Consider the following 23,638-nt stretch of genomic DNA (forward strand, 5'->3'; position numbering starts at 1 on the left):
AGAGAGCCGAGTGTCCGTCGAAATGCCTGTCCGCCCGGCGCCTGCCGATGTCCCGCCGCCGCATGCGTGCCGCGAGGGCTGCGGCGCGTGCTGCATCGCGCCGTCGATTTCCAGCCCGATTCCGGGCATGCCCGACGGCAAGCCGGCCGGCGTGCGCTGCGTGCAGCTCGGCGACGACCTGCGCTGCCGGATCTTCGGCCGCCCCGAGCGGCCCGCGTGCTGTTCCGGACTGCAGCCGGCCGCGGACATGTGCGGCGCGTCGCGCGACGACGCGCTCGCGTGGCTCACGCGTCTCGAGGCCGCGACGCGGCCGTCGCAACCAGGAGAGTGTTCAGCATGACCGCACCTTGCGCGCCCGGCCGGCGCCGTTTCCTCGCCGCAACCGTCGGCGCCATCGGCGTGACGCTGTCGCTCGCCGCGTGCGCGTCGACCTTCCCGTTCATCCCCGATCACTACACGTTCTCGCGCGGCGACGTGCAGAAGGCCGTCGCGCGCAAGTTCCCGTACCAGAAGACGGTCGCGCAGGTCGTCGACGTGTCGCTCGCGAACCCGGCCGTCAACCTGCTGCCCGACCAGAACCGCGTCGCCGTGCAGCTCGACGCGCATTTCGCGAGCCCGTTCCTGCGCGCGCCCGTCAGCGGCAAGTTCACCGTGTCGGGCCAGCTTGCTTACGACGCACCGAGCCGTTCGGTGGTGCTGAAGTCGCCGGCCGTCGACAGCCTCGCGCTCGACGGCGACGCGCAGATGTACGCGCAACAGGTCGGCGCGGCCGCGGGCCTGCTCGCGACGCAGTTGCTGACCAACTATCCGATCTACACGTTCAAGCCCGAACAGCTGCAATTTGCCGGGGTGAACTACGAACCCGGTACAATTACGATTCTTACAAACGGCATACGCGTGGCGATCGTCGAAAAGTGACGACGAACCGCGCACGGCCGGAGGGGGGCCGCGCGTGGAAGAGTGGCCCATTCATTCGACCATTTCGGAGTTGGGCCACGGATGGACTGGATCCTGATCTGCAAGGCTTTGATCCTCGGCGTCGTCGAGGGGCTGACGGAATTCCTGCCGGTGTCGAGCACCGGTCACCTGATCGTCGCGGGCAGCTTCCTGAATTTCAACGATTCGCACGCGAAGACTTTCGACGTCGTGATCCAGTTCGGGGCGATTCTCGCCGTCTGCTGGGAATACCGGCAACGGATCGCGTCCATCGTATCCGGGCTGCCCAGCCGGCCCGATGCGCGGCGTTTCACGCTGAACGTCGTAATCGCGACGATTCCCGCGATCGCGCTCGGCCTCCTGCTCGAGAAGAAGATCAAGGCGGTGCTGTTCTCGCCGGTACCCGTCGCGTTCGCGCTCGTCGTGGGCGGGGCGATCATCCTGTGGGCCGAGGCGCGGCAGCGCGAACGCAGCGAGCCGCCGCGCGTGGTGTCGGTCGACGCGCTGACCCCGCTCGATGCGCTCAAGGTCGGCATCGCGCAGTGCTTCGCGCTGATTCCCGGCATGTCGCGCTCGGGCTCGACGATCATCGGCGGGATGCTGTTCGGTCTCGACCGGCGCGTCGCCACCGAATTCTCGTTCTTCCTCGCGATTCCGATCATCTTCGGCGCGACGCTCTATGAAACCGTCAAGGACTGGCAGGCGTTCACCGTCGATTCGCTCGGCCTTTTCGCGCTTGGCCTCGTCGCCGCGTTCGTCAGCGCGTTCGTGTGCGTGCGCTGGCTGCTGCGCTACGTCGCGACGCACGATTTCACGGTGTTCGCGTGGTACCGGATCGCGTTCGGGCTGTTCGTGCTGCTGGTCGGATACAGCGGCTGGTTGAACTGGGCGTGACGCGGACACGGAGGCGGGCGCGCCTCCAATGAGAAAAGCCCGATCGGCAGATAACCGATCGGGCTTTTTTTATCCGGATCCAGGCGGCACGCGCCGCCGCAGCGGGATGGCTCAGCCTGCGCGCTTGCGGAACACCAGGTCCCACACGCCGTGGCCGAGGCGTAGCCCGCGCCGTTCGAACTTCGTGACCGGGCGGTAGTCGGGGCGCGGTGCGTAGTCGGCGGCGGTGTTTTCGAGCGTCGGTTCCGCGCCGAGCACTTCCAGCATCTGTTCAGCGTAGTTCTGCCAGTCGGTCGCGCAGTGAATGTATGCGCCGGGCTTCAGGCGCGACGCGAGATGCGCGACGAGCGGCGGCTGGATCAGCCGGCGCTTGTGGTGGCGCGCCTTGTGCCACGGATCGGGGAAGAAGATGTGCACGCCGTCGAGACTTTCCGGCGCAAGCATGTGCTCGAGCACCTCGACCGCGTCGTGCTGGATGATGCGGATGTTCGGCAGATCCTGCTCGCCGATCAGCTTCAGCAGCGCCCCGACGCCCGGCTCGTGCACTTCGACGCCGAGGAAGTCGTCGCCGGGGCGGTTCGCGGCGATTTCCGCGGTCGATGCGCCCATCCCGAAGCCGATCTCGAGGATGCGCGGCGCGCTGCGGCCGAACACCGCATTCCAGTCGGGCAGCTCCGGCGCATACGGCACCACGAAGCGCGGGCCGAGTTCGTCGAGCGCGCGGCGCTGGCCGGTCGACACGCGGCCGGCGCGCGTCACGAAGCTGCGGATGCGGCGGTGGTGCAGCGGATTGACGGTGTCGGCGCCTTCGGCGGCTTCGTCGGGAATGGCGTCGTCGTGCGGCGGCAGGCCGGCTTCGTTCGGATCGTCGTGCATCATCGGTACAGAGAAAGGCTCGGTTGCGGGCGAGGGCCCGTTGCGCGCAGCAGTGCGCCGGGTGAACCGGCACATGGTACAAAAAAGCCGCCTTCGACGAGGCGGCTTTTGCGCAGGCTGCGATGCAGCCGGAAAGTGGAGCGGGCGATGGGAATCGAACCCACGTCATCAGCTTGGGAAGCTGAGGTAATGGCCATTATACGACGCCCGCAGAACGCGCAATTCTACAGGGGTTCGGGTCGGGATGGCAAGGGGGAGGTTCGGCGCAGAGCAACTGACAGGGTTCGATGCCGGACCGGTGGCGTCGCGCGCAGTGGGCGGGTGAGCCCCGCTATTCACGGGATCTACCGTCCAGACTGACGGCACATCCCTTCGGCGCGCTGTAGCATCGGAGCCGAATTTCAACGGCCCAATGGATGTGGCGCATAGCCGATGGCGGCAAACAATCGACGGACGAACAGGTTCAATGATGTTGAATATTTTGACCATGACCCCCGAGCAGGAACAGGATGCGCGGGCAAAGGCGTTTTACCTGCTCAAGAAATGGACGAGTGTCACGTTCCTGGAATACGCCGTTGGACTTTATCGGGACTTTCTCGGCGCGTACGCAAAACAACTGGACACACCGAGCCCAAATCAGGTCGAGCTTGAGGAAGCCTACACGCATGATTTCTCGGAGGCACTGGTGCGCATGGATCTGGGCATCGATGCATTGCGCCGAGGTCTCGACAAACGAGCCGCATACGACGCGTTGGTTAGAGGAAGCCAGCACGGTGGCGACCTGTTGTTTGGACGGAGTGCGCTTGAAATCGGTCGTAAATACGATCCGTTTTTTCATTCGCTGGGACTGAAGGACACCAGCTTTTCGGACCCGGTGTATGCCACCAGGTTCGCGGAGGGTGTGTGGATCGAGAGATTGATTTGCTACGCGCTCAAGTGCACGGTCGGATTCGGTTATACCGGGATGCTTGCATACGGAACACGTGCGGATGGCGGGGCCCGCGTATTTGAGCACTGGACTTATGAATCCATGTTCGAAAACGCGCCCCTTCCTGCATGGCGATATTGGCCACCCGGTCGCACCTATCCCGCATCGCTTCCGCCCTGTCCGCCGAAGAACGAATCCGCAAGCGGCGAGGTTTGCAGCGACCAGGAGATTCCTGCCGAGGGGATCTGGGAGCCGTGGTTTCCGTTCGGCAAGGTGGGCTGTCCGAGCTATTTCCTCAAAGGCAGTGTTGCCCACAAGTACCTGTTGGAAGGTACGAACGACGAGCATGAGGTGCGCTGGCGGCTGCTGTGGGAAGACGAGCGTTACCGGGATGGCAGCATTCCGGCGGAGGAGGAAACTTACTTCCCCAAGCCTGTCGCCTGATCGACGCTACGGGACCTGCCAGGAGAGCGCTTGTCCGCGCACCGGTTACTGACAAAGCCCGACCGTATCGTCAGGCGGCACCGCAACGCCAACACCGAACGAAAAGCGGCGGTCGTGCGCTTCCCCGCAGGCCGGTGTCGAAAATAGACGAGTCGGTGTCGGAAGCATGCAAGTCCCGACCACGCTTTCGCTCTAACGTGACAAGCCTCTTACACGAACGTTAGTCTGGAGCTGACATGTCCGATTTCATCACCGTTTTGCGCGAAACCTGCCCGACGCCGGTCCTTGACGCGACCAAGTGGAAGCGTATCGGCGGCGATCCGCACACCGTGAACCTCAACGCGTACCTCTCCAAAGACGGCAGCAAGATCATGGGTACCTGGATCTGCACGCCGGGCAAGTTCGAGGTGAACTACGAGAAATGGGAGTACTGCCACTTCCTCGATGGCTACTGCATCATCACACCGGAAGGCGAGGAGTCGGTGCACCTGAAAGCCGGCGACGTGTTCGTGATCGAACCCGGCATGAAAGGAACCTGGGAAGTGGTGGAGACGGTGCGCAAGTACTTCGTCTTCGCCTGAGCGCGCCGGTAGATTCGAGCCACGCATACCGTCGTCGTCCGGATACCTTCGAGGTTCGCGCCCTCCGGGCGACTGCACGTTTTCGCGCGACAGCGTGGCCGATGCGGTGTGCGCGGTGGGCCGGGGCATTCGTATCGAGGGGCGCGGCCAAATCGACAGCCCCGGCGACGCGGTCGACCGCGTGCTCGTTCAAGCCGGCACACACCGGCGCATTCCGTCCAGGCGGCGCGCCGGGCCTGTCAGCAATTTCGTGTTCAAGGCATATGATGCTCCGAAGGAGACTATATGCCTCGCAAACCGAAAGCCAAACCGATAGACCTGCCGGCGATTCCCGCCGCGTTGCTTGAGCAATTCGGCAGCGGTCCGATGACGGCCGAAGCGATCAACGCCGCAACGATGGCCCTCAAGAAGGCGCTGATCGAGCGAGCACTGGGCGGTGAGATGAGTCATCATCTGGGCTACCCGCCTGGCGCGGCCAAGCCGAGCGCCGTAACCAATCAGCGCAATGGCACGGGCGCCAAGACGGTGCTGACCGAGGACGGCCCGATCCGTATCGAGGTGCCTCGTGACCGCGACGGCAGCTTCGAACCGCTGCTGATTCCCAAACACGAACGACGCTTCACGGGCTTCGACGACAAGATCGTCGCCATGTACGCCCGGGGCATGACCGTGCGTGAGATTCAGGGATTTTTGCAAGAGCAATACGGTACCGAGGTTTCGCCCGATTTCATCAGCTCGGTCACCGACGAGGTCATGGCCGAAGTGACCGCCTGGCAAGCGCGGCCGCTCGAGCCGATGTATCCGGTGGTGTTCTTTGACGCGCTGCGGGTCAAGATTCGCGAAGACGCCGTGGTGCGCAACAAGGCGATCTACCTTGCGCTGGGCGTTCTGCCCGACGGCACGCGCGATATTCTAGGCTTGTGGATCGAAGGCACCGAAGGCGCCAAGTTCTGGATGAAGGTGTTCAACGATCTCAAGACACGTGGCGTTCACGACATCCTAATCGCCGTGACCGACGGCCTCAAAGGCATGCCCGAGGCGCTGGCTGCCGTGTTTCCGGCGACCACGCTGCAGACCTGCATCGTTCACCTGATCCGCAACAGCCTCGATTACGCCAGCTGGAAAGACCGTCGAGGATTAGCCGCAGTGATTCGCCCAATCTACTGCGCACCGAGTGCGGAGGCGGCTCAGGCAGAACTCGACGCCTTTGCCGCAGGGCCATGGGGCCAGAAATTCCCGACAGTCAGTGCGGCATGGCGCAACGCCTGGGATCGTGTGATTCCGTTCTTCGCGTTTCCGCCGGCGGTTCGCAAGGTTATATACACTACGAACGCCATCGAGAACATCAACTCGCAGCTGCGCAAGATCATCAAGACTCGAGGACACTTCCCGACCGATGAGGCTGCCACCAAGCTCATCTGGCTGGCACTGCGCAACATCACCGCCGATTGGGGGCGTGCTGCTCATGACTGGAAGGCGGCTATGAACCAGTTCGCCATCCTTTACGAGGATCGATTCGTTCGACCATCCGTGTGAATCTCAACCCGCCTTGAACACGGAAATCCTGACACCCCCGGCGCGCCTGGCCGATTCGAAAAGGCGATCGCCGCGCCGGCCTGCGCGTCATCGCCCAAACCCCTATGATGCAGCGATCCGTCCACCGTTCCGGTCGCATCGCGTACCTCGTTCGCTTGCGCCGGTCGCCACCCCCGGAATCCCGACCATGCGTATCACCGACATCCGCGAACGCACGATTCCCGTCTCCCGCTATGCCGATCCGGCCATTCCATCCGGCGGCCTGACGACGAGTGTCGTCGCGCTCACCACCGACGTCGTGCGTGACGGCCGCCCCGTGACGGGCTACGGCTACGCATCGGTCGGCCGCTTCGCGCAGGGCGGCCTGATCCGCGAACGGTTCGCGCCGCGCCTGCTGGCCGCTGCCGACGCGCTCGCCGACGAAGCCGGCACGAACCTCGACCCGTTCCGCGCGTGGCGCGCGATGATGGCCGGCGAAAAGCCCGGCGGACACGGCGAACGCTGCGTGGCGATCGGCGCGCTCGACATGGCGATCTGGGACGCCGCCGCGAAAATCGCCGACCTGCCGCTCAATCGCTTTCTGGCCGACCGGCTTGGACGCACGGCGGCACCGCGCGTGCGTGTGTACGCGGGCGGTGGCTATCGTTATCCGCACGACGATCTCGCGCGCCTGTCGGACGAGATGCGCCGCATTGCCGACCTTGGCTACACGCACGCGAAGATCAAGATCGGTGGCGCGGACGTCGCTCAGGACAGCAGGCGCATCGAGGCGGCCGCCACGCAGTTGGCGGACAGTTCGCATCTCGCGGTCGACGCGATGAACACGTACGACGCGACGACCGTCGATATTGCCGCCGCGATGCTCGAGCCGTTCGGCCTCTGGTGGTTCGAGGACATCTGCGATCCGCTCGACCTGCCGCTCCAGGCGGACGTCGCCACGCGCTACGCGCCGCCGATCGCGGCCGGCGAAGCGCTGTTCTCGCTCGCGGAAGCGAAGCTGCTCGACCGCTACGGCGGCATGCGTCCCGACCGCGACGTGCTCGTGTTCGACCCCGTGCATTGCTACGGGCTGCCGGGATACCTGCAGATCGTCGAGCACTTCGCATCGCGCGGCTGGCGGCGCGACGCGTTCTGGCCACATGGCGGCCACCTGTTCTCGCTGCACGTCGTTGCAGCGCTCGGGCTCGGCGGTGCGGAAGTCAATCCGTTCGCGTTCGATCCGTTCAGCGGGCTCGCCGATGGCGCAACCGTCGACGCAGGTTATGCGCGCACGCCGCAGGCGCCGGGCATCGGTTTCGAGCTGCATGCCGGCGCGCATCGCGCGTTTCGCGCGGTATCGGCCCACTGACACCCAAAGCGCTAAAGCGCGTCGATCGCGAATCGCACCGCGAAGCCGAGCATCATCGTCGCGACGAACAAATCGAGTACGCGCCACGCCAGCGTACGGGCAAACCACGCGCGGCACGCGCGTGCGCCATAGGCGAGCGTCAGGAACCACGCGAGCGAAGCCGCCATCGCGCCGAACGCGAACGGCGCGCGTTCGGCGGGCGCGTGACTCACGATCACGGTGCCGAGCAGCAGCACGGTATCGATCCACGCATACGGATTGAGCAGCGACACGGCGGCCGTCGCGAGCAGCGTGCGCGACAGCGCGGGGGCGTGGCGCGCGTGTGAGTCGTCGACGTGCTCCGGCTGCCGCCGCCGGATCGCCGAGCGCAGCGCGAGCAGGCCGTAACCGGCGAGATAGGCGATACCGGCCCACAGCGCGGCCGATACCACACCGGGATGCCGCGACAGCAGTGCCGACAACCCCTGCGCGCCGAGCGCGATCAGCAGCGCGTCGCTGCCTGCGCAGACGAGGGCGATGGAGAGGAGATGGGGGCTCGAGATCGAGCGCTTGATGACGAAGGCGTCCTTGGGGCCGACCGACGTGAACAGGCCGGCGCCAAGCAGCAGGCCTTCGATGAAGGCAGAGGTGTCGAGCACGAGCGGGCCGACAACCTCTTAAGCTGAACCGGTGATGGTTACGATGAACGAAACGTTAAGGGGCGCGCGGGGGCGCTGTCAATGCCTCGGGTGCCCATGCGTCGACGACCGGCCCGCCACCGGTCAGTGCGTCGCCGCCTCGCCGAGGTTGAGCGCGACGAGCGCACAAACGGTCAGCGCGATGCCGGCGAGCTTCAGCGACGACACCGATTCGTCGAAGCAGACGATGCCGATCACGGCCGTGGCCGCGGTGCTGGCGGCAGCCCAGCTCGCGTACGCGAGCCCCATTTCGAGCCGCTTCGTCGCGAGCGCCATCAGCCAGACGGCGCAGGCATAACAGACGACGGTGAGCGCGGACGGGAGCGGGCGGGAAAAGCCGGCCGAAAACTTCAGGCCGACGGAGCCGAGCACTTCGGCGAGGACACTGATGCCCAGCAGAAGCCAGGCAGACTGGAGCGGGGACACGAACGGCCTCCTTCCCCCGACGCTTATACCGAGCGGCGAGGAGAAGTGGAGGTGTCAGCGGTACCCAGAACGAAAGCAGCTTAGTACGCGCGGCGGGGCAATACAAGGCATGCGCCGCGCCAGTCATGCGCGGTCGGTGTTGCCGGCCGCCCACTCCGGCCGCTGCCCGAGCGTGTCGAACAGCCGGACGATCTCGGCTTTCACCTTCTGCACCGCGTTGCTGACGAGCGCCGTATCGTGCCAGCACAGCGACAGGTCGCGCGCGAACAGCCGGTGCGCGACCGTCGACAGCTTGAGCTTGCGTTCCTCGATCTCGACGTGCGCGGCGGTCCACGGCAGGATCGTCACACCGAGCTGCGCCATCACGGCGGCGAACAGCAGCCCGGTCGAGCTCGCCTCGAAGCCGATCTCGTACGACAGCCCGGCCTCGCGCATTGCCCATTCGACACGGTTGCGGATCGTGTTCGGCGCGCTCGGCAGGACGAGCGGCATCCGTGCGATCGCGTCGAGCGGCACGGGATCGTCCGGCACCGGGAATTCGGGCCACGTGATCAGGTACAGCGTTTCCGTCAGCAGCCGGTGGATCGCGATGCCGCGCGTCTCGACCGCGTCGACGACGATCGCGAGATCGAGCCGTGCGCGTTCGAGCAACGTGTCGAGATCGGCACTCGGCGCCTCGATCAGTTCCAGCATGATGCCCGGGTAGCGGTCGCGCACCGCGCGGGCGAGCGGAATGGCCAGCACGCGCGCGGTGCTCGACGGCATCCCGACCGTCACGCGGCCCTGCGGCGTGTCGGCGTCGCGGCGCAGCAGCTCGCGCGTGCCGTCGGCCTGGCGCAGCAGTTCGAGCGCGTGCCGGTACAGCGTGCGGCCGGCGGCGGTCGGCGCGACGCCGCGCACGCTGCGTTCGAGCAGCTGCATCCCGAGATCCTGTTCGAGATTGCGCATCTGCTGGCTCACCGCCGGCTGCGCGACATGCAGCGCCTCGCTCGCATGCGTGACGTTGCCGCATTCGACGACCTTCACGAAATAGCGCAACTGCCTCAAGTCCATCGCCGCCGCCTCCCGATTCAAGCCATAAGCCAATCCGATCGAGCAAGATGAATATCATATTTTTCCCCGATCGATGGGGTTTCTATACTCGTCTCACACAAGAGCCAGCCTGCCGGCCATCCCGGACCGGACGCGGCAAAAGCGCCGGCCCCGCCGGCAAGGAGACGAAGATGTTCAAGGCGATCGACGCGCCGGCGGCCGGCGCGAAGCCGCGGCGCACGCCGCTCACGCGCGAGCAGGTCAAGGGCTTCTGGGCCGTGTATGCGGGCTGGGTGCTCGACGGCGTGGATTCGGTGATCTACGCGCTCGTGCTGATACCCGCGCTGACCGAGCTGCTGCCGGCGTCCGGCATCGCGGCGACGCCCGCGAATCTCGGGATGTACGGCTCGATCCTGTTCGCGCTGTTCCTGATCGGCTGGGGGCTGTCGTTCATCTGGGGGCCGCTCGCCGACCGCTTCGGCCGCGTGCGCACGCTCGCCGCGAGCATCCTGATCTACTCGGTGTTCACCGGCGCGGCGGCGTTCGTGCACGACGTGTGGGCACTGGCCGCGTGCCGTTTGATCGCCGGGATCGGCGTCGGCGGCGAATGGGCGCTCGCGGGCACCTACGTGGCCGAGAGCTGGCCGGAAGATCGCCGCAAGATGGGCGCCGGCTACCTGCAGACGGGCTACTACTTCGGCTTCTTCATCGCGGCGTGCCTGAACTACACGATCGGCGCGACCTACGGGTGGCGCGCGATGTTCCTGTGCGGGCTCGCGCCCGCACTGCTCGCCGTGTTTACCGTGATGCGCGTGAAGGAGCCCGGCCAGTGGCGCCGGCACGATGCACGCGACGGCGACGTGGCCGACGCGCGGCGCGCGCATCCGCTGCGCGAGATCTTCGCGCCGGCCTTCCTGCGCCGCACGCTGACGAGCGCGAGCCTGGTCGGCGTCGCGATCGTCGGGCTGTGGGCTGGCTCCGTGTACGAGGCGAGCGCGGTCACGACGCTGGCGGCGCGTGCGGGCATCGATCACATCGGCGCGCTGCGGCTCGCGTCGATCGGCGCGGCGATCCTGTCGTGCGCGACGATCGCCGGCTGCCTGGTCGCGCCGTGGCTCGCCGAACGGCTTGGCCGGCGCACGGCGCTCGGTGTGTATTTCGCGGGCATGGCCGGTTCGATCGTGTTCGCGTTCGGCTGGGCGTTCTACCAGCCGAACGGGCTCGCGGCATTCATGGTGTCGCTCGCGTTCCTCGGTTTCTTCGGCGGCAATTTCGCGATCTTCTCGTTGTGGCTGCCCGAGCAGTACCCGACACGCGTGCGTGCCACCGCGTTCGCGTTCAACGCGTCGGTCGGCCGCTTCATCGGCGCAGGCGTGAACTTCCTGCTCGGCGCCGCGATTCACGGTTACGGATCGCTCGGCGTGCCGGTCGCATGGACCGCGGCCGCGTTCGGGCTCGGCATCCTGATCCTGCCGTTCGCGGTCGAAACGCGCCATCAGACGCTGCCCGAATGAGCGGTGCGCCGCGATCGTTCGGAAACAAGCCACACCCAGTCATCAATATCAGGAGTCCGGAATGCAGGCATTACAAGGAATCAGGGTCGTCGATCTGAGCCGCGCGCTGTCGGGGCCGTTCTGCTCGATGGTGCTCGCCGATCTCGGCGCCGACGTGATCAAGGTCGAGTCGGGGCCGCACGGCGACATGAGCCGCGCGTGGGGGCCGTTCGATCGCGGCGTGAGCACGTACTACCTGTCCTGCAACCGCAACAAGCGCGGCATCTGCGTGGATTTCCGGCAGCCGGCCGGCCTCGACGTCGTGCGCCGGCTGATCGGGCAGGCCGACGTCGTGATCGAGAATTTCAAGGCCGGCACGATGGACGCGATGGGGCTCGGTTACGCCGCGCTGAGCGCGCGCGATCCGCGGCTCGTGATGGGCAGCGTCACCGCGTTCGGCCCGCGCGGCCCGTTGCGCGACTGGCCGGGCTTCGACCAGATCGCGCAGGGCTACGCGGGGCTGATGAGCCTCACCGGTTTTCCCGACGGCGAGCCGACCCGCACGGGCACCGCGATCGGCGATCTCAGCTCGGGGATGTGGGTCGCGACCGGCGTGATGGCGGCGCTGTTCGAGCGCGAGCGCACGGGGCGCGGTCAGCATGTCGGCACGTCGCTGCTCGAAAGCCTCGTGTCGCTGCTGAGCGTGCACGGACAACGCTACCTGAGCCTCGGCGACGTGCCGTGCCGCACCGGCAATGCGCATGCGGTGATCGCGCCGTACGGCGTGTTCGAGACGGCCGACGGGCCGCTCAACCTTGCGCCGATCACGACCGACATGTGGCTGCGGCTGTGCCAGTTGCTGGATCTGCCCGAACTGCCGGACGATCCGCGCTTCGCGACCAACGATGCGCGTGTCGCGCACCGCGACGAACTGAAAGCGCTGCTCGAAGGCCGGTTGCGCACGCGCGGCAAGCGCGAATGGACGCAACGTTTCGTCGACGCCGGGCTGCCGGCGGGGCCGATCAACACGCTCGACGAAGTGTTCGACGATCCGCAGCTCGCGCATTGCGGGCTGGTCGAACCGGTCGCGCATCCGACGCTCGGCACGCTGCGCCAGGTCGTCACGCCGCTCGGCGGGATGGGGGACGCGGTGCCGGCGCCGCGCACGCGCCATGCGCCGCCGCTGCTCGGCGAGCATACGGTCGACGTGCTGCGCGAAGCGGGCTACGACGACGACGCGATCGACACGCTGCTGGCCGGGCGCGCGATCTTCCAGGCGGAAGCGGTGGCGGAGGCCGTGCAATGAGCGACACGACGAAACACGATGGCGCGTCGCGCGTGACGGTCGACATGGTCGGCGAACGGATCGCGCGCGTGCGGTTCGCGAATCCGGCGCGACGGCATGCGCTCGACGCGCCGTTGCTCGATGCGCTCGTCGCGCGCCTCGATGCGCTGGCCGAACACCGTCCTCCGCCCGTCGTGATCCTGTCGAACGACGGCAGCGGCGACGTGTGGAGCGCGGGGCACGATCTGCGCGAACTGGCCGACGATCGCGATCCGCTCGCGTACGGCAAGCCGCTCGAACGGGCGCTGCGGCGCGTGCGGACTTATCCGGGCGCGGTGATCGCGGCGGTGTCGGGTTCGGCGTGGGGCGGGGCGGTCGATCTCGTGATGAGCTGCGACCTGGTGGTCGCGGCGCGCGATGCGCGTTTTGCGATGACGCCCGCGAACATCGGCCTGCCGTATTCGACGAGCGGCCTGCTGCGCTTCCACGACAACCTGCCGATCCACGTGCTGAAGGAGATGTTCTTCTGCGCGCAGCCGCTCGATGCGGAACGCGCCGCGCATCACGGGCTCGTGAACCGGCTGGCGGAAGCAGGCGGTGTCGACGAGGCGGCGCTCGACGTCGCGCGCACGATCGCCGCGAAGGCGCCGCTCGCAGTGCACGCGGTGAAGGAGCAGTTGCGCGTGCTGCAGGATGCGCGGCCGTTGCCGGCCGACGCGTTCGAACGGATCGCCGAGTTGCGCCGGCACGCGTGCGAAGGCGAGGACTTCGACGAAGGGCTGCGCGCGTTTGCGGAGCGGCGCGTGCCGGTGTTTCGCGGCGTGTAGGGCCGGCGCAAGCCCGCTATCGGTGTGGACAGGCCCTCTGCGTTCACGTGCCCAAGCGGTTCCGCGGTGCGAGGCGGCGTGCGTTACGCGCCGCCGATCGCGTGCACGCCGACGAGCAGCAGCGCGCCGATGGCGATCAACAACAGCGCATGGACGCGCGTATACATCACGCACAGCGTCGACGCGACCGCGATCGCGCGCGCGGCCCAGCCGCCGTCGAGCGCCTGCAGCAGCACCCACACCGACGCGAGGATCATGCCGGCCGCGACCGGGCGCAGGCCGCCCTCGAGCGCGATCTGCCAGCGCGCGCCCTGGTGCCGCCGCCACAGATGCGCGACGCCGTAGATCAGGAACGCCGTCGGGCCGAACAGCGCGAGCGTCGCGATCACCGCGCCCCAGAAACCGGCCACCTGCCAGCCGATCAGCGTCGCCAGCAGCGAGCCGGGGCCCGGCGCCATTCGCGCGATCGCGAAATCGTTCACGAATTGCGTGGCGGTCATCCAGTGATGCACGTCGACCACCTGCCGCTGGATGTCGGCGATGATCGCCTGCCCACCGCCGATCGTCGCGATCGACAGCGGCGCGAACACGCCGAACAGCGCGGCGTAGCGTTGCGATGCGGTCATCGTGTGTCACGCCCGGCCGGTGTGGCGGCCGCGCGGCGGTATTCGAGCGCGACGCTCAGCGTGCCGCCGACCAGCACGGTCCACACCAGCGGCCAGTGCAGCACCGCAACCGACACGAAGGTGAGCGCCGTCACCGCGAACGGCGGCGCGCGGCGCGGCAACCGGCGCACGGCCGTGATCGCCATCGAGATCGACAGCCCGATCGCCGCGGCCGCCGCGCCGGCGAGCGCGACGTGCGTGAGCGGAAAGCGCGTGAGGGTCGAGAACGCGATACCGAACAACACGATCAGCACGGCCGGCGGCGCGATGATGCCGGTGAAGCCGGCCACGGCGCCGCGCCATCCGGCGAGCCGGTAGCCGATCCAGATCGCGAGGTTCTTCACGTTGACGCCCGGCAGCGCCTGCGATAGCGCGAGGCCGTTGAGGAACGCCTCCTCGTCGAGCCAGCGGCGCTCGTACACGAAGTCGCGCATCATCCGGCCGCTGAGCCCGCCGCCGAAGCTGGTCAGGCCGATCTGCGAGAACGCAATGAACAGTGCGAGGACGCCGGGCGACGGCGCGTCGCCTGCGGGCGGCGCCGACGGGGAGGTGGCGGAGGGCGGGAGCATCGGGCGTGCGGTGCGTGGCAATTGGGCGGGTGCCCATGTTAGCAAGCGGACGCTGTCAGCACGCTGACATCGGCGAGGTGTTGGCGTGATGAAAGCCCGCAGGTGATACGACGGACATATCCAGCCCATCCGGCCCATCCGCCACGGCCACAACCGATGCTACGCGCGCACGACCGTCACGCCCGCCGCTTCGATCGGCTTCGTCAACGCGGCGTCGGTTTCCTTTTCGACCACCACGGTGTGCGCCAGCGTCAGCTCGCCGATCACGAACTGCGACGCCGCGCGCAGCTTCGACTGCGACGCGAGCACCACGGTCTCGGCCGCGCGTTCGGCCAGTGCGCGCTTGATCGCCGCTTCCTCGAAATCGCCGGTGCTGAGCCCCGCAACCGGGTGCACGCCCGTCACGCCCATGAAGTAAAGATCCGCGTGGATGCGCGCAATGCCTTCCATGGCCGCCGCGCCGACGGCGACGATCGAATGCTTGTAGAGTCGCCCGCCGATCAGGATCACCTCGATCGACGGATGTGCGGCGAGCGCCACCGCGACACTCGGGCTGTGCGTGACGATCGTCGCGCGCAGGTCGGCAGGCAACTGGCTGACGAGCAGCGCCGAGGTGGTGCCGCCATCGACGATCGCCACCTGCCCGGGCGCGATCATCTCCGCGGCGCGGCGCGCGATGCGCCGCTTTTCCGCCGTCTCGAGCGTTTCGCGCTGCGCGAACGGCGCAACGGCCGGCGACGCCGGGAGCGCACCGCCGTGCACGCGCTGCAGCAGGCCCTCGGCCGCGAGCTCGCGCAGGTCGCGGCGGACGGTGTCTTCGGATACGCCGAATTGCGCGCTCAGCTCGACCGCCAGCACCTGGCCGTCGCGCGCGAGTGCGTCGAGGATCGCTTTCTTGCGTTGTGTCGTCAGCATCGGGTTTGCACGAATTTTCTTGAAATTGCACGAATATGCACGTTACCATGGGCGCCGTCTTTTGTCGAACCGGAGGCTGGGATGGCTGCAACGCGGGACCGTGTCCGCATCGTCGATACGACGGTGCTGTCCGATGACTGGTATGTGCTGAAGAAGGTGACGTTCGATTTCCTGCGCCGCGACGGAACGTGGCAGCGCCTGAGCCGCGAGACCTACGATCGCGGCAATGGCGCGACCATCCTGCTGCGCAATGCCGATACCGGCGACGTGCTGCTGACGCGGCAGTTCCGGATGCCGGCGTTCGTCGGCGGACACGACGGCATGCTGCTCGAGGCCGCCGCCGGCCTGCTCGACGACGCGACGCCCGAAGCGCGCATCCGCGCGGAGGCCGAGGAGGAGACCGGTTACCGCGTGCGCGGCGTGCGCAAGGTGTTCGAGGCGTTCATGAGCCCGGGCTCGGTGACGGAGAAGCTGCATTTCTTCGTCGGTGAATACGATGCGTCGCTGCGCACCGGCGACGGCGGCGGCGTCGCGGAAGAGGGCGAGGATCTCGAGGTCGTCGAGATGCCGCTGCAGGCGGCGCTGGATGCGGTCGAGCGCGGCGAGATCGTCGACGCGAAGACGATCATGCTGCTCCAGTACGTCGCGCTGCGGGAAACCGCCGGCGCGCGCACGGCATGACGCCGCTGCTCGTGCTGGTCGCCGGCCCTTACCGCAGCGGCACGGACGGCGACCCCGCGCGCATCGCCGCGAACCTGCACCGGCTGGAGGAGGCGGCGCTCGCCGTGTATCGCCGCGGGCATGTGCCGATGATCGGCGAGTGGGTGTCGCTGCCGCTCGCCGTCGCGGCCGGGTCGCGACAGGTCGGCGATGCAGTCAGCGAGGCGTTCCTGTATCCGGCCGCGCACCGGCTGCTGCGCCGCTGCGATGCGGTATGGCGGATCGACGGCGCGTCGCGCGGAGCCGACGCGGATGTCGCCCTCGCGCGGCAGCTCGGCAAGGCCGTCTATTTCTCGGTCGACGACATTCCGGTCGTGCAGGACGATTCGGATCGCTGAACAGGCGGGGAGGCGCCCGGCCAAGGCGGTGCAGGCGGCTCCGCGCATCGCTCGCCCGCACCGGCCGCGGCCGGGCGAGCGTCGCGTCATGCCGTTGCATCGTGCATCTCTTGCATGCCGCGCCGCGTGCGAACCGGCGTATGATCGCGACGCCACCCGCGCACCGTCCGACGCCACCGCCGCCCCGTCATGCCGCTCTCCGACCCCGCTGATTTCACTGCCGCGGCTGCTGCCGCCGCCGCGCAACTGCCCGCCGATCTCGTCGCTTCCGCCGTTGCCGCGCTCGCACGCGCCGACGCATTGCTCGTGACGGCCGGCGCCGGTATCGGCGTCGATTCCGGGCTGCCCGATTTTCGCGGCACGGACGGGTTCTGGCGCGCGTATCCGGCGCTGCGCCACGAGCGCTTCGAATTCCACGAGATCGCGTCGCCCCATGCGTTCCGCGCGCGTGCGCCGCTCGCATGGGGCTTCTACGGGCACCGCCTCGCGCTCTACCGTGCGACGGTGCCGCATGCGGGCTTCGCGATCCTGCGCCGCTGGATCGACGCGATGCCGAACGGCGGCTTCGTCCTGACGAGCAACGTCGACGGCCAGTTCCAGAAAGCCGGCTTCGATCCGGCGCGGATCGTCGAGATCCACGGTTCGATCCACGCCATGCAGTGCCTGCGCCCCTGCTCGGACGACACGTGGGATGCGGCGCCGTTCGTGCCGGACGTCGACGAAACCACCTGCCGTCTCGTCGGAGAAATGCCGCGTTGCCCGCGCTGCGGCGGCCTCGCGCGGCCGAACATCCTGATGTTCGGCGACACCGGCTGGCTCGGTGCGCGCTACGACGCGCAGGAACGCGCGCTGGAAGACTGGATCGCGCGGGCCGGGCGTGTCGCCGTGGTCGAGATCGGCGCGGGCACCGCGATCCCGACCGTGCGCCTGCTGAGCGAACGGCTCGGCGCCGACGTGATCCGCATCAACGCGCGCGAAGCGCATGCGCGCCGTGCGGACGTGATCGGCCTGAAGGGCGGCGCGCTGGCGACGCTGGGCGCGCTCGACGCCGCCTGGCAACGCGCGTGACCGTGTGTGAACGGGCGGGTACCCGCCACGCGAACGGGCGGGCATCCCGGCGGCGGCCGTTGCAGGCGCGACGCGAATCCGCATACAGTTCAGCCAGTGCCGCCCGCACACGCGCCGCACGCGTGCGGCCCGGACATCACCCCGGGCGACCGGGGCCGGCGGCTGAATCCAGCCGCTTCATCGAACGGGAGCGCCCTTGTTCTATTCGATCGTCGCGATCTTCGTCGGCGCCGGGCTCGGCGCATTGCTGCGCTGGTTCCTGAGCCTCGCGCTCAACGAATTCTTTCCCGCCGTGCCGCTCGGCACGCTCGCCGCGAACCTGATCGGCGGCTACGTGATCGGCATCGCCGCCGTCGTGTTCACGACCCGCGTCGGATTGCCGCCCGAGTGGCGGCTGTTCGTGATCACGGGCTTTCTCGGCGGTCTCACGACGTTCTCGACCTATTCGGTCGAAGTGATGACGCATGCGTTGCAGGGCGAATTCGGATGGGCGTTTGCGGTGGCTGCCCTACACTTGACTGGATCGTTCGCGCTGACGGCGCTCGGCATGTGGACCGCGCGCGCATGGCTCGCGGCGGCCTGAGCGTGCCGCCATCGGAGGGAGCGATGGACAGGATCTTCTTGCGCTTCTACGTGCACGAGCAGCACCGGCTGCACTGGAAGCCGCTGTGGGAATGGCTGCTGGAGGAGGCGAACCGGATGGGCGTCGCGGGCGGTTCCGCGTTTCGCGCGATGGCCGGCTTCGGCCAGCATCGCGTGCTGCACGAGGATCGCTTCTTCGAGCTGCAGGGGTCGCTCGCGATCGAGGTCGAATTCATCGTCACCGAGGACGAGGCGCAGCGCTTGCTCGCGAGGCTGTCACAGGAAAAGGTGCGCGTGTGCTACGCGATGATGCCGGCGCAATTCGGCGTGATCGACACGCTCGGCGCACCGCCGGCGCAGGGGCCGGCGGTGTAGGGGGCGACGGCGTCAGATGCCGAACATCGTCAGCGACACGGCGGCGCGCGTGACGATCATCAGCAGCACCTGCACGATCACGAACAGCAGGATCGGCGACAGGTCGATGCCGCCGAGATTCGGGATCACGCGGCGCAGCGGGTTCAGGAACGGCGCGGTGAGCTGGTAGAGGATCGGCATGGCCGGCGAGCGCGGGTTGAGCCACGACAGCAGCGCCATCAGGATCGTCATCCAGATCACGAGATTGAGCGCCCACTTCACGACGGTGAGCAGCGCGACCACGACGAGCGTCGCGATCACCGCGGCCGGGTCGAAGCCGGCCATCACGACCATCAGCACGACATAGACGAGCGCGGTGAGGAGGGCGGCGACGACGCTGGCCCAGTCGATGCCGCGCACGCCCGCGATGACGCGGCGCAGCGGCAGCACGAGCCAGTTGGTCGCCTGCAGCACGGCCTGCGTGACAGGGTTGTACGGCGGCACGCGGACGGCCTGCATCCAGACGCGCAGGATCAGCGCGGCGCCGAACAGCGTGAAGATGGTATTGAGCAGAAAACGGGCGATCTCGCCGAACATCGTTGGCATCCTTTTTATACGGTCAGTAGCGTGCGGCCGCCAACGCCGGATGGCGGCGCATCGGCCGACACCTTATCACGCCTCGTCTCGCGACGGGGAGGGGTGCGGGGCCGTGCGCGCGAGCGACGTTTCGACGGCTTCGGCGAGCGCCGGCAGCGACGCCGGCGGCGTCGCGCGCTGCGCCGCGAGCGCGACCGCGCGGCGCGTCAGCAACGCGTACAGCGTCGCGTGATCGCCGCCGAGCGTTTCAAGCAGTGCCAACTGGCGTTCGACGATGCCCGTATCGCCGCGCGACACGGGCCCCGAGAGCGCGTTCGCGAGCCCCTTGTCGCGTGCGGTCTCGATCGTACCGGCCAGCATCGGCAGCAGCGCGCGCAACGCGGCTTCCTCGTCGAAACCGAGGCCGCGCCACAGCTCGACCGCTTCCGCCAGCCCGCACAGCGCGAAGCTCGCCGCGTAGTGCGCGGCCGCGTGATAGCGCATCCGGCCGCCGGCCGGAATCGACAGCGGATGGCAGCCGAGTGCGGCGGCAAGTCGCATCAGCGTCGCATGCAACGCGCCGTCGGCTTCGATCGTGACCGAGCAGCCGTCGATGCGGGCGAGGTCGGCATCGGTGCCGCCGAACAGGTAGAGCGGATGGAAGCCGCCGGTGGCCGTGCCCTGCTGCTTCGCCGGATCGAGCAGTGCGACGGCCGACGCGCCGCTGCAGTGAACGACGGCCTGCCGTGCGGCGCGCGATGCGTCGAAGCGCAGCGCCGCGGCGGCGGACGCGAGATGGTCGTCGGGCACCGTCAGGAAGATCAGGTCGGCGGCGTCGGCGACCTGCTGCGGCGTGTCGACCGCCTGGCAGCCGTCGATGCGCGCGGCGAGGGCCGCGGCCGATGCGGGCGTGCGGCTCGCGATCGCGACGACCGGAAAGCCGGCCTGCGCGAAGCGCTGCGCGACACAGCGTGCGAGACGGCCGGCGCCGATGAAGCCGAGGCGGGGGGTGTCGGGGACGGACATGGCAGCGAACGTAAGCGAAAACGAAGCAACCGCCAGTATCGCAGGAATGACGGCGGGGCCGCGAAAGGGCAATTTCCGTGCGGACACGTGCATGGCTGGCCGCTATGCGGCGCGAACGACGTATCTATCGGCGCGTGTATCGGCGCCCGGGCACCACGTTCGATTCACGATCCTGGAATCCGACCCCGAAACATGCCGCACCGGCGTCCGGCTTGAAACGTCGGCATCTTGTCTCAAATTTGTAATCGTTCATTACGATCGCGTGCCCGCTGCACGCGCCGTATCCGGTAAGACTGACCGGCCATGATGTCGCGACCCGACTCGTCGGACGGAACCGCGCGGCCCGCAAGGGTCGCCGAAGGTGCTGCGAGCCGCGCCGCACGGCGGTTCCGGCCGCGTGCGATTGCAATTTGCAACAAATGCCCGATACGTAAAGGGCGCGTTTTCGCTACATTGCTTCCATGCGACGTGCATGCCCGCCGTTGCCGACAGGGGCGCATAAAATACCGCTCCAGCAGGAGAATCGAAGTGAAAAAGCTCATTCCGTTCATCGCCGCCGCCGCGCTGGGCCTGGGTGCCGCAAGCGCTGCGCAGGCTCACGTGTCGATCGGGGTCGGCATCGGTATCCCGGTCGCACCCGCGTATCCCGTCTATGCACCGCCGCCGCCCGTGTACTACGCGCCGCCGCCTCCGCCCGTCTATTACGCGCCGGCGCCGGCCTACTACGCGCCGCCGCCCGCCGTGGTCGTCGGCGGCTATGGTGGCTACTACGGTCGCCCGTACTGGCGCCATGGTTACGGCGGCTGGGGCCATCACGGCTGGCGTCGCTGATTCGTCCCGCGCGGCCTGACCGCGCGTGGCAAAACGGCGCAGCGTCCCGAGCGGGGCGCTGCGCCGTTTTTCTTTTCGGGCTGCCGCCCGGGCTCGGTGAGCGGCCCGTGCAGGCCGGCTGCGATTACACCGCGTTCACGATCAGGTCGCGGTAGCCGCCGACGATCACGCTATACGAGAAATACGCGAACAGCAGCGCCGACGCGATGTGACACGCGCGCATCAGCCCCGCGCCCGCGCGCTTGCGGCCCTGGCTCGCGAGCGTGCACATGAAGAGCGTCCATGCGAGGCCGCCGAGGAAAAAGCCCGACAGGAACACCGACGCGGTGGCCGGCGTGGTCGCGCCGGCTTTCGCGATCAGCGCGCCGCCGACCGCCGCGAACCACAGGATCGCGCTCGGCGACGACATCGCGAGCAGCATGCCGCGCAGGAAGCTGCGCCGCGCGCTCGCGCGCGGCTGCGGCGTCTCCTCGCCGTCGTCGCCCGCCGCCTTGGCCGGCGCCAGCGCTTCCCGCGCCATCTTCCACGTGAGGAACAGCAGCACCGCGCCGCCGCCGATCCACACGATCCAGCGCACCGGCTCGAACTGCAGCAGCACGGCCATCCCGGCGAGCGCGAGCGCCGCATAGACGAGATCGCCGACGCACGATCCGATGCCGAGCCAGAAGCCCGGCCGGAAGCCGTGCGACAGCGTCAGCGACAACATCGCGACGTTCACGAGGCCGATGTCGAGACAGAGCGACAGCGACAGAAAGAAGCCGTCGGACAGCATGGAGGCGGGCGGAAAGGTCATCTTCGTTGTTCTTGTTGCAATGGCAATCCACGGGCCGGCGGGCGCCGGCCGCGTGGCGTCAGAGTCCGATCTCCTGCCAGAGCCGGTCGACGCGCGCCTTCACGGCGGCATCCATCTCGATCGGGCGGCCCCATTCGCGGCTGGTCTCGCCCGGCCACTTGTTGGTCGCGTCGAGCCCCATCTTCGAACCGAGGCCGGCCACCGGCGATGCGAAGTCGAGGTAGTCGATCGGCGTGCTGTCGACCATCACGGTGTCGCGCACGGGGTCGACACGCGTCGTGATCGCCCAGATCACCTCCTTCCAGTCGCGGATGTTCACGTCCTCGTCGACGACCACGATGAACTTCGTATACATGAACTGCCGCAGGAAGCTCCACACGCCGAACATCACGCGCTTCGCGTGGCCCGCGTAGCTCTTCTTCATCTGGACGATGGCCATCCGGTAGCTGCAGCCTTCGGGCGGCAGGTAGAAGTCGGTGATCTCCGTGAACTGCTTCTGCAGCAGCGGCACGAACACCTCGTTGAGCGCGACGCCGAGCACCGCGGGCTCGTCGGGCGGCTTGCCCGTGTAGGTCGAGTGGTAGATCGCGTCGCGGCGCATCGTGATGCGCTCGACGGTGAACACGGGGAACCACTCCTGCTCGTTGTAATAGCCGGTGTGGTCGCCGTAGGGGCCCTCGAGCGCGTGCTCGTACGCGGCCGACGCGTTGCCGGCCGGGCGCGGCGGTGCGCCTGCCGGAGCGGGGGCGGGGGTGCCTTCCTGCGGATAAATGAAACCTTCGAGCACGATCTCCGCGCGCGCGGGCACCTGCAGCGTGTCGACGCCGGGCGTCAGGCACTTCGCGAGCTCCGTGCGGCTGCCGCGCAGCAGGCCGGCGAACTGGTACTCGGACAGCGAATCGGGCACGGGCGTCACCGCGCCGAGCGTCGTGGCCGGATCGGCGCCGAGCACGACCGCGACCGGATACGGCTTGCCGGGGTTGCGCAGCGCGAATTCGCGGAAGTCGAGCGCGCCGCCGCGATGCGCGAGCCAGCGCATGATCAGCTTGTTGCGGCCGATCAGCTGCTGCCGGTAGATCCCGAGGTTCTGCCGCGACTTGTTCGGCCCGCGCGTGACCGTCAGGCCCCACGTGACGAGCGGCCCCGCGTCGCCGGGCCAGCAGGTCTGGATCGGCAGCCTGTTCAGGTCGACGTCGGCGCCTTCCCAGACGATCTCCTGGCAGGGCGGCGACGACACCGACTTCGGCGCCATGTCCCACACGGCCTTCGCGAGCGACAGCAGCTTGCCGGCGTCCTTCAGGCTCTTCGGCGGATCGGGTTCCTTCAGCGCGGACAGCAGGCGCCCGAGATCGCGCAGCGAATCGAGCGCGGCGTCGTCGCCCGCATCGACGCCCATCCCGAGCGCGACGCGGCGCGGCGTGCCGAACAGGTTGCCGAGCACCGGGAAATCGTAGCCGGTCGGTGCGTTGAACAGCAGCGCAGGGCCGCCGGCGCGCAGCACGCGGTCGCACAGCTCGGTCATTTCCAGCACGGGCGACACGGGCTGCGTGACGCGCCGCAGTTCGCCGAGCGCCTCGAGGCGCTGGATGAAATCGCGTAAGTCTTTGTATTTCATGAAGATGGTCCGGGCCACCCGCGTGGCGGGCAGCGATGGGCGGGCGCAGCGGCCGGCTGCGGCCCCGAATCGACCGACGATTTTACCCGCGCCGCCGCATGCCCGCCCGGCGGAGAAAAAAGTCGACCGCGCGCAAACCCCCTACGGCACGGGGCTCGCGATCTGAAGAGTGTCCGTAAATTACTTTTTGTTATAATTTCAAGGTTTTATAGTGTTGACGATCTATAAAACCCTGCTAGAATCCGCTCACATTGGCTGCAGGGTAAAAGGCTTCGAGCCGCCAATCACCGATCTTTGACGCAG

General features: G+C 67.9%; 28 protein-coding genes and 1 tRNA gene. 17 read left to right on the plus strand and 12 right to left on the minus strand.

Features of this window, described 5'->3' with window-relative positions; all coding sequences use genetic code 11:
• Positions 1-22: 22 nt before the first annotated feature.
• The 3 genes from PQB87_RS04880 (at position 23) to PQB87_RS04890 (ending at position 1,830) form a co-directional block, all read left to right on the plus strand.
• Complete coding sequence (locus PQB87_RS04880; RefSeq protein ID WP_034195806.1) at positions 23-340, plus strand: YkgJ family cysteine cluster protein; 318 nt, start codon at positions 23-25, stop codon at positions 338-340.
• Positions 337-918, plus strand: coding sequence for a DUF1439 domain-containing protein (locus PQB87_RS04885; protein WP_021157056.1), 582 nt, complete (start codon positions 337-339; stop codon positions 916-918). The genes PQB87_RS04880 and PQB87_RS04885 overlap by 4 nt, the downstream gene beginning before the upstream one ends.
• Before the next feature lie 81 nt (positions 919-999).
• Entirely contained in the window at positions 1,000-1,830 is an 831-nt protein-coding gene (locus PQB87_RS04890) for an undecaprenyl-diphosphate phosphatase (RefSeq protein ID WP_021157057.1), read from the plus strand.
• Between the two features lie 111 nt (positions 1,831-1,941).
• Here PQB87_RS04890 and trmB read toward each other — a convergent pair whose 3' ends face one another.
• Both trmB and PQB87_RS04900 read right to left on the minus strand, forming a co-directional pair.
• Positions 1,942-2,709 (minus strand): tRNA (guanosine(46)-N7)-methyltransferase TrmB, encoded by a 768-nt coding sequence (trmB, locus tag PQB87_RS04895; RefSeq protein WP_027788154.1) that lies wholly within the window; start codon positions 2,707-2,709, stop codon positions 1,942-1,944.
• A 133-nt stretch (positions 2,710-2,842) separates the two neighbouring features.
• Positions 2,843-2,917 (minus strand) — tRNA-Gly (locus PQB87_RS04900).
• A 255-nt stretch (positions 2,918-3,172) separates the two neighbouring features.
• Here PQB87_RS04900 and PQB87_RS04905 point away from each other — a divergent pair.
• From PQB87_RS04905 to PQB87_RS04920, 4 genes are all read left to right on the plus strand, one after another.
• Complete coding sequence (locus PQB87_RS04905; protein WP_489242644.1) at positions 3,173-4,078, plus strand: Imm71 family immunity protein; 906 nt, start codon at positions 3,173-3,175, stop codon at positions 4,076-4,078.
• A 236-nt stretch (positions 4,079-4,314) separates the two neighbouring features.
• Positions 4,315-4,659, plus strand: coding sequence for a cupin domain-containing protein (locus PQB87_RS04910; protein ID WP_027788152.1), 345 nt, complete (start codon positions 4,315-4,317; stop codon positions 4,657-4,659).
• A gap of 285 nt (positions 4,660-4,944) precedes the next feature.
• Positions 4,945-6,195: an IS256 family transposase gene (locus PQB87_RS04915; RefSeq protein ID WP_489242314.1), complete on the plus strand. Its 1,251-nt coding sequence runs from the start codon at positions 4,945-4,947 to the stop codon at positions 6,193-6,195.
• A gap of 187 nt (positions 6,196-6,382) precedes the next feature.
• The gene (locus tag PQB87_RS04920) at positions 6,383-7,543 is read left to right on the plus strand and encodes a mandelate racemase/muconate lactonizing enzyme family protein (protein WP_489242645.1); all 1,161 of its coding nucleotides are present in this window, start codon (positions 6,383-6,385) and stop codon (positions 7,541-7,543) included.
• 11 nt (positions 7,544-7,554) lie between these two features.
• Here the strand turns inward: PQB87_RS04920 and PQB87_RS04925 are convergent, their stop codons facing one another.
• The 3 genes from PQB87_RS04925 to PQB87_RS04935 form a co-directional block, all read right to left on the minus strand.
• Positions 7,555-8,181: a LysE/ArgO family amino acid transporter gene (locus PQB87_RS04925; RefSeq protein ID WP_489242646.1), complete on the minus strand. Its 627-nt coding sequence runs from the start codon at positions 8,179-8,181 to the stop codon at positions 7,555-7,557.
• A 123-nt stretch (positions 8,182-8,304) separates the two neighbouring features.
• The gene (locus PQB87_RS04930) at positions 8,305-8,646 is read right to left on the minus strand and encodes a DMT family transporter (RefSeq protein ID WP_059529387.1); all 342 of its coding nucleotides are present in this window, start codon (positions 8,644-8,646) and stop codon (positions 8,305-8,307) included.
• 123 nt (positions 8,647-8,769) lie between these two features.
• A complete protein-coding gene (locus PQB87_RS04935; RefSeq protein ID WP_021157065.1) occupies positions 8,770-9,699 on the minus strand; it encodes a LysR substrate-binding domain-containing protein in 930 nt (309 codons plus the stop codon).
• Between the two features lie 170 nt (positions 9,700-9,869).
• Between PQB87_RS04935 and PQB87_RS04940 the strand changes: the two genes are divergently transcribed.
• From PQB87_RS04940 to scpB, 3 genes are all read left to right on the plus strand, one after another.
• Complete coding sequence (locus tag PQB87_RS04940; RefSeq protein WP_153487945.1) at positions 9,870-11,192, plus strand: MFS transporter; 1,323 nt, start codon at positions 9,870-9,872, stop codon at positions 11,190-11,192.
• Positions 11,193-11,253: 61 nt separating this feature from the next.
• Complete coding sequence (locus PQB87_RS04945) at positions 11,254-12,477, plus strand: CaiB/BaiF CoA transferase family protein (protein WP_489242647.1); 1,224 nt, start codon at positions 11,254-11,256, stop codon at positions 12,475-12,477.
• Complete coding sequence (scpB, locus tag PQB87_RS04950; RefSeq protein ID WP_489242648.1) at positions 12,474-13,283, plus strand: methylmalonyl-CoA decarboxylase; 810 nt, start codon at positions 12,474-12,476, stop codon at positions 13,281-13,283. The genes PQB87_RS04945 and scpB overlap by 4 nt, the downstream gene beginning before the upstream one ends.
• Positions 13,284-13,366: 83 nt before the next feature.
• Here the strand turns inward: scpB and PQB87_RS04955 are convergent, their stop codons facing one another.
• The 3 genes from PQB87_RS04955 to PQB87_RS04965 all read right to left on the minus strand — a co-directional run bounded on the left by PQB87_RS04955 (position 13,367) and on the right by PQB87_RS04965 (position 15,432).
• A complete protein-coding gene (locus PQB87_RS04955; RefSeq protein WP_048024209.1) occupies positions 13,367-13,909 on the minus strand; it encodes a chromate transporter in 543 nt (180 codons plus the stop codon).
• Complete coding sequence (locus PQB87_RS04960; RefSeq protein WP_489242649.1) at positions 13,906-14,517, minus strand: chromate transporter; 612 nt, start codon at positions 14,515-14,517, stop codon at positions 13,906-13,908. The genes PQB87_RS04955 and PQB87_RS04960 overlap by 4 nt, the downstream gene beginning before the upstream one ends.
• A gap of 159 nt (positions 14,518-14,676) precedes the next feature.
• Positions 14,677-15,432, minus strand: coding sequence for a DeoR/GlpR family DNA-binding transcription regulator (locus tag PQB87_RS04965; protein WP_059685625.1), 756 nt, complete (start codon positions 15,430-15,432; stop codon positions 14,677-14,679).
• Positions 15,433-15,513: 81 nt separating this feature from the next.
• Between PQB87_RS04965 and PQB87_RS04970 the strand changes: the two genes are divergently transcribed.
• The 5 genes from PQB87_RS04970 (at position 15,514) to PQB87_RS04990 (ending at position 18,515) form a co-directional block, all read left to right on the plus strand.
• Complete coding sequence (locus PQB87_RS04970; RefSeq protein ID WP_021157072.1) at positions 15,514-16,113, plus strand: NUDIX domain-containing protein; 600 nt, start codon at positions 15,514-15,516, stop codon at positions 16,111-16,113.
• Positions 16,110-16,490 (plus strand): TIR domain-containing protein, encoded by a 381-nt coding sequence (locus tag PQB87_RS04975; RefSeq protein ID WP_021157073.1) that lies wholly within the window; start codon positions 16,110-16,112, stop codon positions 16,488-16,490. Before PQB87_RS04970 ends, PQB87_RS04975 begins: the two co-directional genes overlap by 4 nt.
• Before the next feature lie 189 nt (positions 16,491-16,679).
• Positions 16,680-17,558, plus strand: coding sequence for an SIR2 family NAD-dependent protein deacylase (locus PQB87_RS04980; RefSeq protein WP_489242650.1), 879 nt, complete (start codon positions 16,680-16,682; stop codon positions 17,556-17,558).
• 196 nt (positions 17,559-17,754) lie between these two features.
• Positions 17,755-18,141, plus strand: coding sequence for a fluoride efflux transporter CrcB (gene crcB, locus PQB87_RS04985; protein ID WP_027788140.1), 387 nt, complete (start codon positions 17,755-17,757; stop codon positions 18,139-18,141).
• A gap of 23 nt (positions 18,142-18,164) precedes the next feature.
• Positions 18,165-18,515, plus strand: a complete 351-nt coding sequence (locus tag PQB87_RS04990; RefSeq protein ID WP_027788139.1) for a DUF190 domain-containing protein — start codon at positions 18,165-18,167, stop codon at positions 18,513-18,515.
• A gap of 12 nt (positions 18,516-18,527) precedes the next feature.
• Here the strand turns inward: PQB87_RS04990 and PQB87_RS04995 are convergent, their stop codons facing one another.
• Together PQB87_RS04995 and PQB87_RS05000 are read right to left on the minus strand one after the other, a co-directional pair.
• Positions 18,528-19,091, minus strand: a complete 564-nt coding sequence (locus PQB87_RS04995) for a YggT family protein (protein WP_027788138.1) — start codon at positions 19,089-19,091, stop codon at positions 18,528-18,530.
• A 75-nt stretch (positions 19,092-19,166) separates the two neighbouring features.
• The gene (locus tag PQB87_RS05000) at positions 19,167-20,096 is read right to left on the minus strand and encodes a Rossmann-like and DUF2520 domain-containing protein (RefSeq protein ID WP_153487951.1); all 930 of its coding nucleotides are present in this window, start codon (positions 20,094-20,096) and stop codon (positions 19,167-19,169) included.
• Positions 20,097-20,624: 528 nt separating this feature from the next.
• On the opposite strand from PQB87_RS05000, the gene PQB87_RS05005 reads away from it, so the two are divergent.
• Complete coding sequence (locus tag PQB87_RS05005) at positions 20,625-20,927, plus strand: hypothetical protein (protein WP_021157078.1); 303 nt, start codon at positions 20,625-20,627, stop codon at positions 20,925-20,927.
• Between the two features lie 124 nt (positions 20,928-21,051).
• On the opposite strand, the gene PQB87_RS05010 is transcribed toward PQB87_RS05005, so the two are convergent.
• Together PQB87_RS05010 and PQB87_RS05015 are read right to left on the minus strand one after the other, a co-directional pair.
• The gene (locus PQB87_RS05010; RefSeq protein ID WP_489242651.1) at positions 21,052-21,720 is read right to left on the minus strand and encodes a LysE family translocator; all 669 of its coding nucleotides are present in this window, start codon (positions 21,718-21,720) and stop codon (positions 21,052-21,054) included.
• A 58-nt stretch (positions 21,721-21,778) separates the two neighbouring features.
• The gene (locus tag PQB87_RS05015) at positions 21,779-23,335 is read right to left on the minus strand and encodes a UbiD family decarboxylase (RefSeq protein ID WP_042973112.1); all 1,557 of its coding nucleotides are present in this window, start codon (positions 23,333-23,335) and stop codon (positions 21,779-21,781) included.
• On the opposite strand from PQB87_RS05015, the gene PQB87_RS05020 reads away from it, so the two are divergent.
• Complete coding sequence (locus PQB87_RS05020) at positions 23,307-23,501, plus strand: hypothetical protein (protein WP_124535574.1); 195 nt, start codon at positions 23,307-23,309, stop codon at positions 23,499-23,501. The two genes, PQB87_RS05015 and PQB87_RS05020, sit on opposite strands and share 29 nt — an antisense overlap.
• The last annotated feature ends 137 nt before the right edge of the window (positions 23,502-23,638 follow it).

The organism is Burkholderia sp. KL41 (assembly GCF_057005415.2).